Source organism: Aurantimonas sp. A3-2-R12, assembly GCF_036016755.1.
GTDB classification, from domain to species: domain Bacteria; phylum Pseudomonadota; class Alphaproteobacteria; order Rhizobiales; family Rhizobiaceae; genus Aurantimonas; species Aurantimonas coralicida_A.
This window is the reverse complement of record NZ_JAYXIH010000002.1, coordinates 174,215-189,553: the sequence shown is the minus strand read 5'-3', so window position 1 is coordinate 189,553 and position 15,339 is coordinate 174,215. Positions and strand designations below refer to the sequence as shown.

Sequence of the window (15,339 nt, the reverse complement as noted above, 5' to 3'; positions counted from 1 at the left end):
GCCGGAAATTTCCCGCGGCCGAAAATTAGCATTTGCTAAAACTTAGCCGCGGCCTTGCGCGAGACAAGTGCAGCTACGTGGCCGAAAAGCGGAACTCTGTGTTCACCTCTGGTCTCTGGGCGGATCCACTGACGGCAACCACGGGCGTGGTGGGCAGGTCGATCCCCGCCGACGTTGGCGAAGGGGCGAAACAAAAGGGCCGCTCCAGCGTCGGAGCAGCCCTCGATGTCAGTCCGGTGCGACCAATGGTCACTTCACTTGGTCGCGCACCGCATCCTTGACCTTGCCGTAGTTCTTCTGGGTCTTGCCCTCGACCTGGTCAATCTGACCTTCGGCTTCCAGCCGCTCGTTACCGACGGCTTTGCCCGCTGCTTCCTTGAGCTTGCCACCAACTTCCTTGGCGCCGCCCTTGATCTCGTTCTTGTCGACCATCGATCCATTCCTTTGAGAATAGTCCGGCGAACTGCCAGGCTTCGGAAAAACAAACGCTTTTCCTCGGCGCGCGTTCCGAAGATGGATCGATAAATCGTTGGCCACGACCTGGAATCGAAAAAGGGACCCGGCGATGCCGAGCCCCTTCCATATTACAGCAGACTGCTATGGTGGACTTCTTAGAAGTCCATGCCGCCACCCAAAACCGGGCTTGCCCGGTTTTGGCACTTTGGAGTGATGGGCGGCTTGATGGTCTTCCGCGAAGCCTGACGGCTTCTTAGAAGTCCATGCCGCCCATGCCGCCCATGCCGCCGGGCATGCCGCCGCCCATGCCGCCGCCCGAATCCTTCTTCGGAGCCTCCGAGATCATCGCCTCGGTGGTAACCAGCAGGCCGGCGACTGAAGCCGCGTCTTGGAGCGCCGAGCGCACGACCTTGACCGGATCGACGATGCCCATCTGGATCATGTCGCCATATTCGCCCGTCTGGGCGTTGTAGCCGAAGGTCACCGACGAATTGTCGAGGATCTTGCCCACGATGATGGAGCCTTCGGCGCCAGCATTGGTGACGATCTGGCGAAGCGGAGCCTGGAGCGCGCGGCGCACGATGGTGATGCCGGCTTCCTGGTCCTGGTTCTCGCCCTTGATCGTCAGGGCATTGGAGGCGCGCAGCAGAGCGACGCCACCACCGGCAACGATACCCTCTTCAACAGCCGCGCGGGTGGCGTTGAGCGCGTCGTCGACGCGGTCCTTCTTTTCCTTGACCTCGACCTCGGTCGCACCGCCGACGCGAATGACCGCGACGCCGCCCGCCAGCTTGGCGAGACGCTCCTGCAGCTTCTCCTTGTCGTAGTCCGAGGTGGTCTCCTCGATCTGGCCCTTGATCTGGCCGACACGGGCCTGGATCTGCTCCTTCTCACCGGCACCATCGACGATGGTGGTGTTTTCCTTGGTGATTGAGACCTTCTTGGCGCGGCCGAGCATGTCGAGCGTGACATTCTCGAGCTTGATGCCGAGGTCCTCGGAGATGACCTGACCGCCGGTGAGGACGGCGATGTCCTCGAGCATCGCCTTGCGGCGATCGCCGAAGCCCGGCGCCTTGACGGCGGCGATCTTCAGGCCGCCACGCAGCTTGTTGACGACGAGCGTGGCCAGAGCCTCGCCCTCGACGTCCTCGGCGATGATGATCAGCGGCTTGGACGACTGCACGACGGACTCGAGCACCGGCAGCAGCGCCTGGAGGTTGGAGAGCTTCTTCTCGTGCAGGAGGATGTAGGCGTCCTCGAGCTCTGCGACCATCTTCTCCGGGTTGGTCACGAAGTAGGGCGACAGATAGCCGCGATCGAACTGCATGCCCTCGACGACTTCGAGCTCGGTCTCGGCAGTCTTGGCTTCCTCGACCGTGATGACGCCCTCGTTGCCGACCTTCTGCATGGCGGCGGCGATCATCTCGCCGATTTCCTTCTCGCCATTGGCCGAGATGGTGCCGACCTGGGCGACTTCGTCCGAGGTCTCGATCTTGCGGGCCGATGCCTGCAGGGCTTCGACGACCTTGATGACGGCCATGTCGATGCCGCGCTTGACGTCCATCGGGTTCATGCCGGCGGCAACCGACTTGCCACCCTCGCGAACGATCGCCTGGGCGAGAACGGTCGCGGTCGTGGTGCCGTCGCCGGCCTTGTCGTTGGTCTTCGAGGCCACTTCGCGCACCATCTGGGCGCCCATGTTCTCGAACTTGTCCTCGAGCTCGATCTCCTTGGCGACGGTGACGCCGTCCTTGGTGATGCGCGGCGCGCCGAAGGACTTGTCGATGACGACGTTACGACCCTTGGGGCCGAGGGTCACCTTCACCGCGTCGGCGAGGATGTCGACGCCGCGCAGCATGCGTTCACGTGCGTCGCGGCCGAATTTTACTTCTTTAGCTGCCATGGTCTTAATTCTCCCGGGCGCGCCATCGAAGGCCGCGCCGTTTGAAGTTTCTTGGAATGTCGTTGTGGAACGTCGGCTCAGGAGCCGTCGCTCGTCTTCAGCCGACGATACCCATGATGTCGGATTCCTTCATGATCAGAAGGTCTTCGCCGTTCAGCTTGACCTCGGTGCCCGACCATTTGCCGAAGAGAATACGGTCGCCGGACTTGACGTCGAGCGGAACGACCTTGCCGGACTCGTCACGCGCGCCGGAGCCGACCGCGATGATCTCGCCTTCCTGGGGCTTTTCCTTCGCCGTATCCGGAATGATGATCCCGCCAGCGGTCTTGGCTTCGGATTCCACCCGGCGTACGACGACGCGATCGTGCAGGGGACGGAAATTCACAGCTGCCATGTTCGTTGAACCCTTCGTTGAACGAATACGGCCGGACCCAGAACGGGACCCGGCTCGAAGAATTTGGCACTCACCAATGGAGAGTGCTAACGACGAGGCAGATAGGGTGGCGAGCGACGCGATGTCAAGATGTCGGCAACGACGGATGACAGGATTTTTATGGGTTGGCCAAGCTGGATTGGGCACCCTGTCGCGGCCGGGCGGCCCGGTCGGCCAGTGCCTTGACCCGCTGGCGGCCCCCCTCTATCGCCTCGGGCGACCAGTTGAAAGATAACGGGCCGTCGATGGACATCACCACTCCCGGTAATTCCGGCATCAGTCGCAAGATAAAGGCTCTGGCCGAGATTTCTAGCGGCTACGAGGCGCTGTTCTGCGACGTATGGGGCGTCGTCCACAATGGCGAGCGCAAGCACCCGGCCGCCGAAGCCGCCTTGACGGAGGCGCGCGCGGCGGGCGCCAAAGTGGTTCTTTTGACCAATTCGCCGCGCCCCTCGGCCAGCGTCATCGACCAACTCGATGCGCTGGAGTTTTCGCGTGATGCCTATGATGCGGTCGTCACCTCCGGCGACGCCACCCGCGCGCTGATCGCGGAGACCGGCGGGCCGGTCTTCCATCTCGGCCCGGCACGGGACATCGAGCTGTTCGACGGGCTCGGCGTCGAGCGGGTCGACGAGGCGGACGCGGCGGTGGTTGTGGCGACCGGCCTCTACGACGACGAGACGGAAACGCCCGCCCACTATAGCGACCTGCTGTCCCGGCTGCATTCCCTTGGCCTGCCGATGATCTGCGCCAACCCTGACCTCGTCGTGCATCGTGGCGACCGGCTGATCTACTGTGCCGGCGCGCTGGCGCGTGACTATGCCGCGCTCGGGGCGACGGTCCATCTCGCCGGCAAGCCGCATCGGCCGATCTACGACGTCGCGACCCGCGTGGCCGGCATGTCCGATCGCGGGCGCATTCTCGCCATCGGCGACGGCCTGATGACCGACATCAAGGGCGCCAACGATTTCGGCATCGACGTGCTGCTGATTACCGACGGCGTCCATGGCGACGAGTTCGGCGGACCGGACCCCGACCCCGAGGCGGTCGCGCGGGTCTTGGGCGAACGCGGTCTCGACGCCCGCACTTTCATGGCGGCGCTGGCATGACGAAAGGCGCCGCGCTGCGGCTTGGCGGCATCGCGGACATTCCCGAGAGCCTCGCGGGCTGCGTCGTCGCGGTCGGCAATTTCGATGGCGTCCATCGCGGCCACCAGGCGGTGCTCGCGGTCGCGCGCGAATTGGCCGAGGCCGAGGGCCGGCCGCTCGTCTGCCTCACCTTCGAGCCGCATCCGCGCACGGTCTTCCGTCCCGACCTGCCAGTTGCGCGACTGACCCCGGCGCCAATGAAAGCGCGGCTTCTCGGAGCGCTTGGGTTCGACGCCGTGGTCGAGCAGCCCTTCGACCGGGCCTTTGCCGCGCTGGAGCCTGAGGCCTTCGTCGAAACCGTTCTCGTTGATTGCCTGAAATCCCATCACGTCGTTGCCGGCTTCGACTTTCACTACGGCGCCAAGCGCGGCGGCACCCCGCAGACGCTTGCCGAGTCGGGCCCGCGCCACGGCTTCGGCGTGACGCTGGTGCCGGCTTTCGCCGACGAGGGCGGAGAAACAGTCTCGTCGAGCCGTATCCGTGCGCTTCTCGAAGCCGGCGACGTCGCGGCGGCGGCCGGCCAGTTCGGTTATCGCTGGACCATCCGCGGCGAGATCGTCCACGGCCAGAAGCTCGGCCGCAGCCTCGGCTATCCGACCGCTAATCTGGTGCTTGAGCCCGACGAGATGCTGAAGCACGGCATCTATGCCGTGCGCCTGCGCCGCGCCGACGGCACGCTGCATGACGGCGTCGCCAGCTTCGGCCGCCGCCCGACCTTCGACAATGGCGCGACATTGTTCGAGACGTTCCTGTTCGACTTTTCCGGCGATCTCTATAGCGAAACGGTCGACGTCTCGATCTTCGCCTTTTTGCGCGGCGAGGCACGTTTCGAGAGTGCCGAGGCCCTTGTCGCCCAGATGGACCGAGATGCCGAAGAGGCGAAGGCGGTACTCGCCGGCGTGGCGCCGCTCTCGCCGCTGGACAACGCGATCGCGTTTTAGCCGGCCTGCCTTGGTCTCGGCGCCGGAGCCGACACCATAATCGGCGAGCGAGCGGCCGGCGGAGAGAACCATCCGGCCAAGCGTTTGCGTTTGCCGCCCTTCGGCCCCTCGTCATCGTCGGGAAAGCGCCCGTTGAGCATGATCACCATGCCGATCTGAACGCTCGAAAAGGTCAGGCCGAGGAAATAGATGACCAGCCCGATCGCCAGCGGGCCGGAATCCGAGCGGGCGATCGTCGTCCCGAAACCGCCGATATCGGCAAGCGCCAGCACGGCGACGAAGAACGCGGCGGCACAAAAGCCGATCAGCGCGTTGCGGGCGAGAAAGCGAAAGAGATGGGGCATCGCGACCTCCTTACGGGGCGTCGAGCAAGCGTGCCGACCCCGATGTTCGAAATTATATCATTCGGCCCGCCAGGCCAACGTGGCGCTTGCCTCCTTGAGGCAGGCCACCGCGCCCGCCTTTCCTTCGCTGGCCGGACTTGCTAAAGGCTCGAGCCATGCTCAGTCCGCGCGCGCATTCCGTTTTCATACGAATTAGCCGCCCGGCCTTCTGACCGGCTCGGCCGGGGAGGGTCCGGGTTTGCCGGCCGCCGCGCCACCACCGCTTTTTTCCTTTGTGCCGTGCTTTGATCGCGGCGGACGACATGGCTGACATCATGAGCGACACCAAGACGACAGATTCCGACGGCGCCGTCGATTATTCCAAGACGCTGTTCCTGCCCGAGACCGATTTTCCGATGCGCGCCGGCCTGCCCAAGGCCGAGCCGGAATGGATCGCCAAATGGGACGCGATGGATCTCTACGGCACCTTGCGCAAGGCGTCCGAGGGCCGGCCGAAATACGTCCTGCATGACGGGCCGCCCTACGCCAACGGCAACCTGCATATCGGCCACGCGCTCAACAAGATCCTCAAGGACGTCATCACCCGCTCGTTCCAGATGCGCGGTTACGACGCCAATTACGTCCCCGGCTGGGACTGTCACGGCCTGCCGATCGAGTGGAAGATCGAGGAGCAGTATCGGGCAAAGGGCAAGAACAAGGACGAGGTGCCGGTCAACGAGTTCCGCAAGGAATGCCGCGACTTCGCCGCCCATTGGGTGGGGGTGCAGACTGAGGAGTTCCGCCGCCTCGGCGTCGAGGGCGACTTCAAGGACCCGTATCTGACCATGGCCTATGGGGCCGAGTCGGTGATCGCCGGCGAGTTGTTGAAATTCGCCATGTCGGGCCAGCTTTATCGCGGCTCCAAGCCGATCATGTGGTCGGTGGTGGAAAAGACCGCGCTGGCCGAGGCCGAGGTCGAATACCACGACCACGAGAGCGATACAGTCTGGGTGAAGTTCGCGGTATCCGAGGCGGGCGGAACTGTCGGCGAGGGTGGCGACAATCCAGATGAGTTCATGAACGCGTCCGTCGTCATCTGGACGACGACGCCATGGACAATGCCGGGCAACCGCGCAATCGCTTATTCTCCACGCATTGCCTATGGGCTCTATGAGGTCACAGCGTCAGAAGATGCTGAGAACCCACGCTGGGCCAAGCACGGCGAAAAACTGATCTTGGCAGATGCTCTCGCAGCTGACGTTTTCGCTAAGGCGCGCGTTCCGGAAGGCGGGACGAAAAGACTGAGGGACGTGAAAGCAACTGCACTTTTCGGTATGGCCTGCTTTCACCCGCTCGCCGGCGTTGGCGGAGGATATGAGTTCTCGGTCCCCCTCCTCGCCGGCGATCACGTCACCGACGAGGCTGGCACCGGCTTCGTCCACACCGCGCCGGGCCACGGCCGCGAGGATTTCGATGCCTGGATGGCCGCCCGCCGCGATCTCGAAGCGCGCGGCATCGACACGGCGATCCCGTTCACCGTCGACGACGACGGCTTCTACACCAAGGACGTGCCGGGCTTCGGTCCGGACGCCGAGGGCGGTCCCGCGCGCGTCATCGACGACAAGGGCAAGAAGGGCGACGCCAACAAGCGTGTCATCGCCGCGCTGATCGAGGCCGGCAACCTGCTCGCCCGTGGCCGTCTGAAGCATCAGTACCCGCATTCCTGGCGCTCCAAGAAACCGGTAATCTTCCGCAACACCCCGCAATGGTTCGTCCATATGGACAAGGATCTCGGCGGTTATGGAATACAGGATGAAAGCATTGCAAAGGCCATGCTTTTGGATCATCCGGACACACTCCGCTCCCGCGCGCTGACCGCCATCGACGCCACCCGCTTCGTGCCGACATCGGGCCAGAACCGGCTGCGCGGCATGATCGCGGATCGACCGGACTGGGTGCTGTCCCGCCAGCGCGCCTGGGGCGTGCCGATCTGCGTCTTCGCCGACGAGAATGGCGAGATCCTCAAGGACGATGCGGTGAACGCTCGCATCCTGGAAGCCTTCGCGGAAGAGGGCGCTGATGCCTGGTTCGCCGACGGTGCCAAGGAGCGCTTCCTCGGCAACGAACACGATTCGCAGAAGTGGACGATGGTCCGCGATATCCTCGACGTATGGTTCGATTCCGGCTCGACCCATGCCTTCTGCCTCGAAAAGCGGCCCGACCTCAAATGGCCGGCCGACCTTTATCTCGAAGGCTCCGACCAGCATCGCGGCTGGTTTCACTCCTCGCTGCTGGAATCCTGCGCCACGCGCGGCCGGGCGCCCTATGACGCGGTGCTGACCCATGGCTTCGTCATGGACGAGGAGGGGCGCAAGATGTCGAAGTCCCTCGGCAACGTCGTGACCCCCCAGGACGTCATCAAGCAGTCCGGCGCCGACATCCTGCGGCTGTGGGTGGTCAGTTCCGACTATTCGGAGGATCTGCGGCTCGGCAAGACGATCCTGCAGACCAACATCGACAGCTACCGCAAGCTGCGCAACACCATGCGCTGGATGCTCGGGACACTTGCCCACGACACCGGTGAAACGGTGCCGCTGGCCGAGATGCCGGAGCTGGAGCGGCTGATGCTGCACCGGCTCGCCGAGCTCGATGAGGTGGTCCGCAAGGGCTACGACAGCTTCGATTTCAAGCGGATCAGCCGGGCGTTGCTCGATTTCGTCGTGGTCGAGCTGTCGGCCTTCTACTTCGATATCCGCAAGGATTCGCTCTACTGCGATCCGCCCTCGGCGGTCCGCCGCAAGGCCGCGCTGCAGGTCGTGCGGACGCTGTTCGACCATCTGGTCACCTGGCTCGCACCGATGCTGCCCTTCACAATGGAGGAGGCGTGGCTGTCGCGTTATCCGGAGGCGCGGTCGGTGCATCTGGAATCCTTCCGCGATGTCGATCCGGCCTGGCGCGACGACGCGCTTGCCGCCCGCTGGCAAAAGCTGCGCCGAGTCCGCCGCGTCGTCATGGGCGCGCTGGAGGAACAGCGGCGCGCAAAGACCATTGGCTCGTCGCTGGAGGCCGCACCTGTCCTCCATCTCGACGACGCCGATCTGCGCGCGCTCGCCGCGTCCGTCGATTTCGCCGAGATCGCCATCACCAGCGGCCTCGAAATCTCCGGCGAGCCGGCGCCGGCCGAGGCCTTCCGCCTGGCCGACACGCCCGGCATCGCAGTTATCTTCCGAAAGGCGCAAGGGACGAAATGCGCCCGGTCCTGGAAGATCACCGACGATGTCGGATCGGATCCGCAATTCCCCGACGTTTCGGCGCGCGACGCGGCGGCCTTGCGGGAATTGGGCGTTACCCCCGCGCGCGTCCTCCAGGAGACCCCAGGGTTCTCGGTAGGCTCGTGAATTGCGCCGGTGGACGGCTCTCCCATCGAAGATGGCGGGGTAAAACTGCCAACCGCGCTTGCGCGGTGATGGAGAGCGGCTTAAAAATGCGCCCGGAATTCGCCTGAATTTCGTGGCATGCGCGGGCCGCGTCCGGCGAGTGCCGGCCGCCGCCCCTCCGCTGACATGAGGGCGGCAAATTCGGCTAGGGGGCCGTACCGTATGACGAAGACAGTTCGATTCGCGTTTCACGCGATGGCCATCGGCGCGGTCGCGCTGGCCCTCTCCGGCTGTCTCGGACCGACCTACGGCACCGGCAAGTCGCAGGGCGAGACGCTGTTCGACGATCTCAACAACGTGGTTTCCCTTGGGGGCAGCAGCGATGCCACCCAGATCGCCTACGCCCCGCGACCGGAATTGGTGAAGCCTGAGAACACCAGCATTTTGCCGCCGCCGCAGGCAACCCGCAACACCACTGGCGACCCTAACTGGCCAGAATCGCCGGAGCAGCGCGCGGCGCGTCTGCAGGCGGCCGCCTATCAGGGCGATGGCCCGGTGCCGGCCGACGTTGCGACGGCGCGCAAGGAAGGCGTGACCCAAGCCTATCTCGATCGCGCGGGCGGTAACGGTTACAAATTCGACAATGGCAGGCCCGACACCACGCTTTCGCCTGGAGAACTTCGCAGCCGCGGCGAACTCATTCGTCAGCGCCAGCGCGACAGTCAGCAGGGCAGCGCGACCCAGCGCAAATATCTGAGCGAGCCGCCGATTGCCTATCGCAAGCCAGCGGCCACGGCGCCGGTCGGCGATCCGGGCGAGGACGAGAGCGTCAAGGAGCGGAGAATGCGCGGCAGCGACGGCAGTATCGGTTCGAAAATCCGCAACCTGCTGCCGTTCTGATCACCGGGGCGGGACACCCCGGTCGTAGCGGGCTATTGCGTTGCGCGACGTGCCGGTCTCATCGTCTGGCGCGGAAGAAATCGCGCAGGATCGTTGCGCTCGCACTTTCCGCGATGCCCGCATAGACCTCCGGCGCATGATGGCAGGTGGGCTGACTGAAGAAACGCGGACCTGCCTCGACGGCGCCGCCCTTCGGGTCGCTGGCGCCGAAATAGAGCCGCCGGATTCGCGCGAAGGAGATCGCCGCGGCGCACATGGCGCAGGGCTCCAGCGTTACATAGAGATCGCAGTCCGGCAGCCGTTCCGAGCCGAGCGCCGTTGCGCCAGCGCGGATAGCGAGGATTTCGGCATGAGCGGTCGGATCGTGGCGTTGGCGCGTTTCGTTGCCGGCCCGGGCGAGGATTTCGCCGTTTCGCACCAACACGGCGCCGACCGGCGTCTCGCCGCGTTCGGCCGCGTCGCGGGCTTCTTCGAGCGCGACATCCATGAAATTCTGACTGGCCACCGTCGGGTTCCTCTCGCTCCAGGGGTGACGACCTGTTAGAGCGATCCACGGTCGGTGCGCGGATCGACTGAAGCTCGTCGCGCCCTTCGCCGCGCCGCAGACCGGTCTTTCCAGCCGATCCGGCATGCCGGACAAAGGCAAATTTTATTCGATCTGAGGGGTTCCCGAGGCCAGGGTCCGCCGCAGCAAAGGCAATGGCATGAGCGATACGACGAACGGCGACGACAGGAAAGGCCGCGGCCGCAAACCGGGTGACGGCGGCGGTGCGCGCGGCGGCAAGAGTGGCGGTGGCGGCGAAAACCGCCCGTTCCGGCCGCGCGCCGAGGCCCGGACTGGCGATCGGCCGGATGCCGGCAAGTCACGCGGTGACCGTCTCTCATCGGACAAGCCGCGAACCGGCCGCGCCGGTGGCGCCGGCGCCGACGGCGAGCGCAAGCCGTTCACGCCGCGCAGCCGGGGAATGGCCTCCCATGGCGGGCCACGAAGCGAGAGCGGCGACGGCGCGGCGTCGAAGCCGCGCAGCTACGGACAGCTCGCTCATGATTCCGGGAAAGCCGAGCGCAAGCCAAGGCCTGCGGACAAAGAAAGACGGCCACCACGGACGGATCGTCCTGCGAGCGCCGACGCGGAAGCGACGATGCCGGGCAAGATGCGGATCGCCCGGCGGCTGGCGCGGGCGGGCATCGCCTCGCGCCGCGACGCCGAGGGCATGATCGCCGACGGCCGGGTGCGGGTGAACGGCAAGGTGCTCGACACGCCGGCGCTGGACGTAACCGCCGCCGACAGGATCGAGATCGACGGCGCACCGCTGCCGGCGATCGAGCGCACGCGCTTGTGGCTGTTTCACAAGCCGGCCGGGACGGTCACGACGAACCGCGATCCGGAAGGGCGTCCGACCGTCTTCGAGCGATTACCGAAGGATATGCCGCGCGTCCTCACCGTCGGCCGGCTCGATATCACCACCGAGGGCCTGCTGCTCCTGACCAATGACGGGGGTCTGGCGCGCATCCTCGAACTGCCCGCGACCGGGTGGCTGCGCCGCTACCGCGTCCGCGCCCATGGCGCGATCAATCAGGCGCGCCTCGACGAGCTGCGTCAGGGCATCGCCATCGATGGCGTCTTCTATGGCGCGATCGAGGCCAGTCTCGACCGCGAGCAGGGCTCCAATGTCTGGCTGACGCTGGGCCTGCGCGAAGGCAAGAACCGCGAGGTCAAACGCGTCCTCGCGCATCTCGGCCTGGACGTGAACCGCTTGATCCGGCTGTCCTTCGGCCCCTTCCAGCTCGGCGATCTCCCCGAAGGCTCGGTGCAGGAGATCAAGGGACGGACTCTGCGCGACCAGCTTGGTGACCGCCTGATCGAGGAGGCCGGAGCCGACTTCGACGCGCCTGTCGCCAAGCCCTTCTCCAACAAGCCGGTCGAGGCCGAACAGCCGAACGAGGATTTGCGGCCGATCAAGCGCGGCGACTGGATTTCCGCCAGCGAAACGGCGCCGAACAAGAAGCGCGCCCGTGAGGCCAAGCGCGAGGATGCCCTCGGCCGCCTGGACACGCGCGCACCGCGTCCGCAGCGCGGAGAGCGGCCGGACAGGCCGGAGCGCGGCGGCGCCGGCAAGCGCTTCGACGGTCCGAAGAAACCCTATGGCGATCGCGGCGCGGCATCTGCCGATGGTGACAAGTCGGCAGCCAAGAAGCCGTTCGGGGAAGGCAAGCGTTCGGCCAATGTCTGGATGGCGCCGGGCGCGCGGCCACAGGGCACGAAGAAGGGGCTGGCGGCTCAGGACCGGCCGCAGCGCCGGGGACCGGGAGGCGGGGGCAGGCCATCGGCCGGCGCCGGCTCGACCGGGCGGGAGGGCGGCGATAGACCGCGCGGCCCGCGACCGCCGCGCAAGGGCTGAGCCGCGATGCGCATCGTCGGGGGTGAATTTCGCGGCCGCCACCTGGCGACACCGAAGACCGACGCGATCCGCCCGACCACGGATCGTAACCGCGAGACCCTGTTCAACGTGCTGGCCCATAGGGGCGGCTTCACCCTTGATGGGTCCCGGGTGCTCGATCTGTTCGCGGGTACCGGCGCGCTGGGATTGGAAGCCTTGTCACGTGGCGCTCGCTTTTGTCTCTTCATCGAGGAGGGTGTCGAGGGCCGGGGGCTCGTGCGCGAGAATGTCGAGGCCTTCGGGCTGCAGGGGCGATCGAAGATCTTTCGGCGCGATGCGACCCGGCTCGGCGGCGTCAGCACGATGGAGCCATTCTCCTGTCTCTTCGCCGATCCGCCCTACGGCCAGCGGCTCGGCGAGGCAGCGCTGGTCTCCGCCCGCGATGGCGGCTGGCTGAAGCCGGGCGCGCTCGTAGTGGTCGAGGAGGCGGTCTCCGCCCCGTTCGAGACGCCGGACGGCTTCACGCTCGAAGAAGAGCGGGCCATGGGCGAGACGGTTTTGCGCTTTCTGGTGGCCGCGTCCGACTCCGCGTCCCTGAAACCGGCGACCTAACTAAACCGTAATTGGTCACGATTCCTGCGATCCGCCATAGTCCGGGCGTCCCTGACCAGACGCATTGAACGAGGATCAGACCGAACGATGAAGCTTTTCTCGCGCCAGATCGGCTTGTCGGCTCTCGCCGTCGCCTTCGCTTTGCCGCTCGCGGCCCGTGCCGAAACGGTGGCCGCACCGAAGGCCGAAGCCGCGACGCAACAGGCCACGGCCAAGGAAAAGGCGGCGGAACTCTCGACCTTCATGCTCGACAACGGGCTGCAGGTCGTGGTCCTGCCCGACCATCGCGCCCCGGTCGTGACCCAGATGCTGTACTACAAGGTCGGCGCGGCGGACGAGGCGCCCGGCGAAAGCGGCATCGCCCACTTCTTCGAGCATTTGATGTTCAAGGGCACCAAGACCAACCCGGAAGGCACCTTCTCGCGGGCCGTCGCCGAGATCGGCGGCCAGGAGAACGCCTTCACCACCTCGGACTATACCGGCTACTATCAGCAGGTGCCGGCCGACGCGCTGGAAATGGTTATGACCTTCGAGGCGGACCGCATGGAGAACCTTGTGCTCTCCGAGGAAACGGTGGCACCCGAGCGCGACGTCATTTTGGAAGAGCGCCGGTCGCGAGTCGACAATGATCCCGGCTCGCAGCTCGCCGAGGCCGTTCAGGCGGCACTGTTCCAGAACAGCCCCTATGGCGATCCGGTGATCGGTTGGCGCTCGGAGATCGAGGCGCTGTCGCGGGATGGCGCCGTCGCCTTCTACGACAAATATTATACCCCCAACAACGCGATCCTCCTGATCGCCGGCGACGTGACCGAAGCGGAAGTTCGCCGGCTTGCCGAGGCGACCTATGGCAAGGTTGCGCGCCGCGCGGAACCTGGCGAGCGCGTCCGGCCGGTGGAGCCGGAGCCGCTGGCCGCGCGGACGGTGACGCTGACCGACGCGCGCGTCACCCAGCCGTCGATGCAACGAACCTATCTCGTGCCTTCCGATACGACCGCCGATCCGGGCGAGGCCGAAGCGCTCGACGTCCTGGCCGACGTTCTCGGCGGTGGCACCACGAGCCGGCTGTATCGCGGCCTTGTCGTCGACAAGGCGATCGCCGCCGGCGCCGGTGCCCACTACGCCGGAACCGCGCTGGAGGAGGGACAGTTCGTCGTCTACGGGATGCCGCGGGGCGAGGCGAGCCTGGAGGAGATCGAGGCGGCGATCGATGCCGAGATCGCCCGCATCGTCGAAAAGGGCATCACCGCGGAGGAACTGGAGCGCGCCAAGAACCGCGTCCGCAAGGATGTCATCTATTTGCGCGACAGCCAGACCTCGATGGCGCGCCGTTATGCCGCGGCGCTTTCGACGGGCCGCACCATCGCGGATGTCGAGGGTTGGCCCGAGCGGATCGAGGCGGTCACCGTCGAAGACGTGGCGGCCGCGGCTCGGAAATATCTCCAGCCGAAGCGCTCCGTGACCGGCTATCTGCTGCCGGAGCCGTCCGACGAAACCCGCTCCTGATTTTTCGCATCGCGGAAGGAAGAAACCGTTGAAGCCATTCGCCAATCCGTTTGCCGGCGCAGTCGCCGCCCTGACCCTGTCCCTCGGTCTTTCCTTTGCTTCGCTCGGCCCGGTCGGCGCGGTGGAAATCCAGGAGGTGACGAGCCCAGGCGGGATCAAGGCCCTCCTCGTCGAGGACTACACGAACCCGCTGATTGCCATGAAATTCGCTTTCAAGGGCGCCGGCTCGACCCAGGATGCAGACGGCAAGGAAGGCACCGCCAATTTGATGTCGGGTTTGCTCGACGAGGGTGCCGGCGAGATCGACAGCCGCGCGTTTCAGGCGCGTCTCGACGATCTCGGTGTCTCGCTGAGCTACGACGCCAGCCTCGACAATTTCACCGGCAATTTCCGCACCATCGTGGAGTTCGAGGACGATGCCTTCGATCTCTTGAAGCTGTCGGTCAACGATCCGCGTTTCGACGAGGAGCCGGTGGCGCGCATCCGTGGTCAGATCAAGGCCGGCATCCTCGCTGACCAGAACGACCCCGGCGAACTTGCCGGCAAGGCATTCCGCGAGACAGTCTTCGCCGGCCATCCCTATTCGCGTCCGACTGAGGGCACCCTGGAAAGCCTCGACAAGGTGACGTCCGAGGATTTGAAGGCTTTGCGCGGCAAGACCTTCGCCAAGGACAATTTGTATGTCGGCGTCGTCGGCGCGATCAGCCCGGAAAAGCTGGGTGAAAGGCTCGACGCTGTTTTTGGCGCCTTGCCGGAGACGGCCGATCTGAAGCCGGTTTCCCAGACCGAACCGGTCACCGGCAAGACCATCGCCGTCGAGCTTGACGTGCCGCAAACGGCGATCCAGTTCGCGCTTCCCGGCGTCATGCGGAACGACGAGGAATTCTTCGCCGCCTATCTGATGAATCATATCCTCGGCGGCGGCTCGTTCACCTCGCGGCTCTATACCGAGATTCGCGAAAAGCGTGGTCTTGCCTATGGCGCTGGCTCGTGGCTGGCGAGCTACGATCATGCCGCCGTGCTCGGCGCGAGCACCGCGACCCGCTCCGACAAGGCGGCCGAAAGCATCGAGATCATCCGCGACGAACTGAAGCGCATGGCGAAGGACGGTCCGAGCGAGGAGGAACTCGCCAAGGCCAAAGCCTATGTCAAAGGCTCCTACGCCATCCGCAATCTCGACTCCTCGCTGGCGATCGCCTCGACACTCGTGGGGATTCAGCTCGACGACCTCGGCAACGACTATATCGATCGTCGCAAGGCGATTATCGATGCCGTGACGATGGAGGAGGTGAAGCAGATCGCGCGCAAGCTGCTCTCGGACGAACCCACCGTCATCACCGTCGGCCCAGGCGGAGCCTGACG

13 protein-coding genes are annotated in these 15,339 nt (G+C 65.4%); 8 read left to right on the top strand and 5 right to left on the bottom strand.

The annotated features are described in order from the left end of the window. Positions 1-249 precede the first annotated feature (249 nt). The 3 genes from VSX60_RS01970 to groES form a co-directional block, all read right to left on the bottom strand. Positions 250-432, bottom strand: coding sequence for a CsbD family protein (locus VSX60_RS01970; protein WP_327622447.1), 183 nt, complete (start codon positions 430-432; stop codon positions 250-252). Positions 433-709: 277 nt separating this feature from the next. Then, positions 710-2,359, bottom strand: coding sequence for a chaperonin GroEL (groL, locus tag VSX60_RS01965; RefSeq protein WP_327622446.1), 1,650 nt, complete (start codon positions 2,357-2,359; stop codon positions 710-712). 97 nt (positions 2,360-2,456) lie between these two features. After that, positions 2,457-2,753, bottom strand: a complete 297-nt coding sequence (groES, locus tag VSX60_RS01960) for a co-chaperone GroES (RefSeq protein WP_327622445.1) — start codon at positions 2,751-2,753, stop codon at positions 2,457-2,459. Positions 2,754-3,037: 284 nt separating this feature from the next. On the opposite strand from groES, the gene VSX60_RS01955 reads away from it, so the two are divergent. Continuing rightward, positions 3,038-3,901, top strand: coding sequence for a TIGR01459 family HAD-type hydrolase (locus VSX60_RS01955; protein ID WP_327622444.1), 864 nt, complete (start codon positions 3,038-3,040; stop codon positions 3,899-3,901). Beyond that, positions 3,898-4,881: a bifunctional riboflavin kinase/FAD synthetase gene (locus VSX60_RS01950; protein ID WP_327622443.1), complete on the top strand. Its 984-nt coding sequence runs from the start codon at positions 3,898-3,900 to the stop codon at positions 4,879-4,881. Before VSX60_RS01955 ends, VSX60_RS01950 begins: the two co-directional genes overlap by 4 nt. Here the strand turns inward: VSX60_RS01950 and VSX60_RS01945 are convergent. Next, the gene (locus VSX60_RS01945; RefSeq protein WP_327622442.1) at positions 4,878-5,225 is read right to left on the bottom strand and encodes a hypothetical protein; all 348 of its coding nucleotides are present in this window, start codon (positions 5,223-5,225) and stop codon (positions 4,878-4,880) included. The genes VSX60_RS01950 and VSX60_RS01945 overlap by 4 nt on opposite strands. A gap of 302 nt (positions 5,226-5,527) precedes the next feature. On the opposite strand from VSX60_RS01945, the gene ileS reads away from it, so the two are divergent. Continuing rightward, entirely contained in the window at positions 5,528-8,602 is a 3,075-nt protein-coding gene (ileS, locus tag VSX60_RS01940) for an isoleucine--tRNA ligase (RefSeq protein WP_327622441.1), read from the top strand. 234 nt (positions 8,603-8,836) lie between these two features. Further along, the gene (locus VSX60_RS01935) at positions 8,837-9,481 is read left to right on the top strand and encodes a hypothetical protein (RefSeq protein WP_327622440.1); all 645 of its coding nucleotides are present in this window, start codon (positions 8,837-8,839) and stop codon (positions 9,479-9,481) included. Between the two features lie 58 nt (positions 9,482-9,539). Here the strand turns inward: VSX60_RS01935 and VSX60_RS01930 are convergent, their stop codons facing one another. After that, entirely contained in the window at positions 9,540-9,968 is a 429-nt protein-coding gene (locus VSX60_RS01930; RefSeq protein WP_327622486.1) for a nucleoside deaminase, read from the bottom strand. A 217-nt stretch (positions 9,969-10,185) separates the two neighbouring features. On the opposite strand from VSX60_RS01930, the gene VSX60_RS01925 reads away from it, so the two are divergent. The 4 genes from VSX60_RS01925 (at position 10,186) to VSX60_RS01910 (ending at position 15,337) form a co-directional block, all read left to right on the top strand. Next, complete coding sequence (locus tag VSX60_RS01925; protein WP_327622439.1) at positions 10,186-11,883, top strand: pseudouridine synthase; 1,698 nt, start codon at positions 10,186-10,188, stop codon at positions 11,881-11,883. 6 nt (positions 11,884-11,889) lie between these two features. After that, a complete protein-coding gene (rsmD, locus tag VSX60_RS01920) occupies positions 11,890-12,474 on the top strand; it encodes a 16S rRNA (guanine(966)-N(2))-methyltransferase RsmD (RefSeq protein WP_327622438.1) in 585 nt (194 codons plus the stop codon). 87 nt (positions 12,475-12,561) lie between these two features. After that, entirely contained in the window at positions 12,562-13,977 is a 1,416-nt protein-coding gene (locus VSX60_RS01915; RefSeq protein WP_327622437.1) for a M16 family metallopeptidase, read from the top strand. 28 nt (positions 13,978-14,005) lie between these two features. After that, positions 14,006-15,337, top strand: coding sequence for a M16 family metallopeptidase (locus VSX60_RS01910; protein ID WP_327622436.1), 1,332 nt, complete (start codon positions 14,006-14,008; stop codon positions 15,335-15,337). Positions 15,338-15,339: the final 2 nt, after the last annotated feature.

Bases quoted from the DNA above. Each gene is read 5' to 3' on its own strand.
- VSX60_RS01925 (WP_327622439.1), top strand. From the start codon at position 10,186: ATGAGCGATACGACGAACGGCGACGACAGGAAAGGCCGCGGCCGCAAA.
- VSX60_RS01970 (WP_327622447.1), bottom strand. From the start codon at position 432: ATGGTCGACAAGAACGAGATCAAGGGCGGCGCCAAGGAAGTTGGTGGC.
- ileS (WP_327622441.1), top strand. From the start codon at position 5,528: ATGGCTGACATCATGAGCGACACCAAGACGACAGATTCCGACGGCGCC.
- rsmD (WP_327622438.1), top strand. From the start codon at position 11,890: ATGCGCATCGTCGGGGGTGAATTTCGCGGCCGCCACCTGGCGACACCG.
- groES (WP_327622445.1), bottom strand. From the start codon at position 2,753: ATGGCAGCTGTGAATTTCCGTCCCCTGCACGATCGCGTCGTCGTACGC.
- VSX60_RS01955 (WP_327622444.1), top strand. From the start codon at position 3,038: ATGGACATCACCACTCCCGGTAATTCCGGCATCAGTCGCAAGATAAAG.
- VSX60_RS01915 (WP_327622437.1), top strand. From the start codon at position 12,562: ATGAAGCTTTTCTCGCGCCAGATCGGCTTGTCGGCTCTCGCCGTCGCC.
- VSX60_RS01935 (WP_327622440.1), top strand. From the start codon at position 8,837: ATGGCCATCGGCGCGGTCGCGCTGGCCCTCTCCGGCTGTCTCGGACCG.
- groL (WP_327622446.1), bottom strand. From the start codon at position 2,359: ATGGCAGCTAAAGAAGTAAAATTCGGCCGCGACGCACGTGAACGCATG.
- VSX60_RS01945 (WP_327622442.1), bottom strand. From the start codon at position 5,225: ATGCCCCATCTCTTTCGCTTTCTCGCCCGCAACGCGCTGATCGGCTTT.
- VSX60_RS01930 (WP_327622486.1), bottom strand. From the start codon at position 9,968: ATGGATGTCGCGCTCGAAGAAGCCCGCGACGCGGCCGAACGCGGCGAG.
- VSX60_RS01950 (WP_327622443.1), top strand. From the start codon at position 3,898: ATGACGAAAGGCGCCGCGCTGCGGCTTGGCGGCATCGCGGACATTCCC.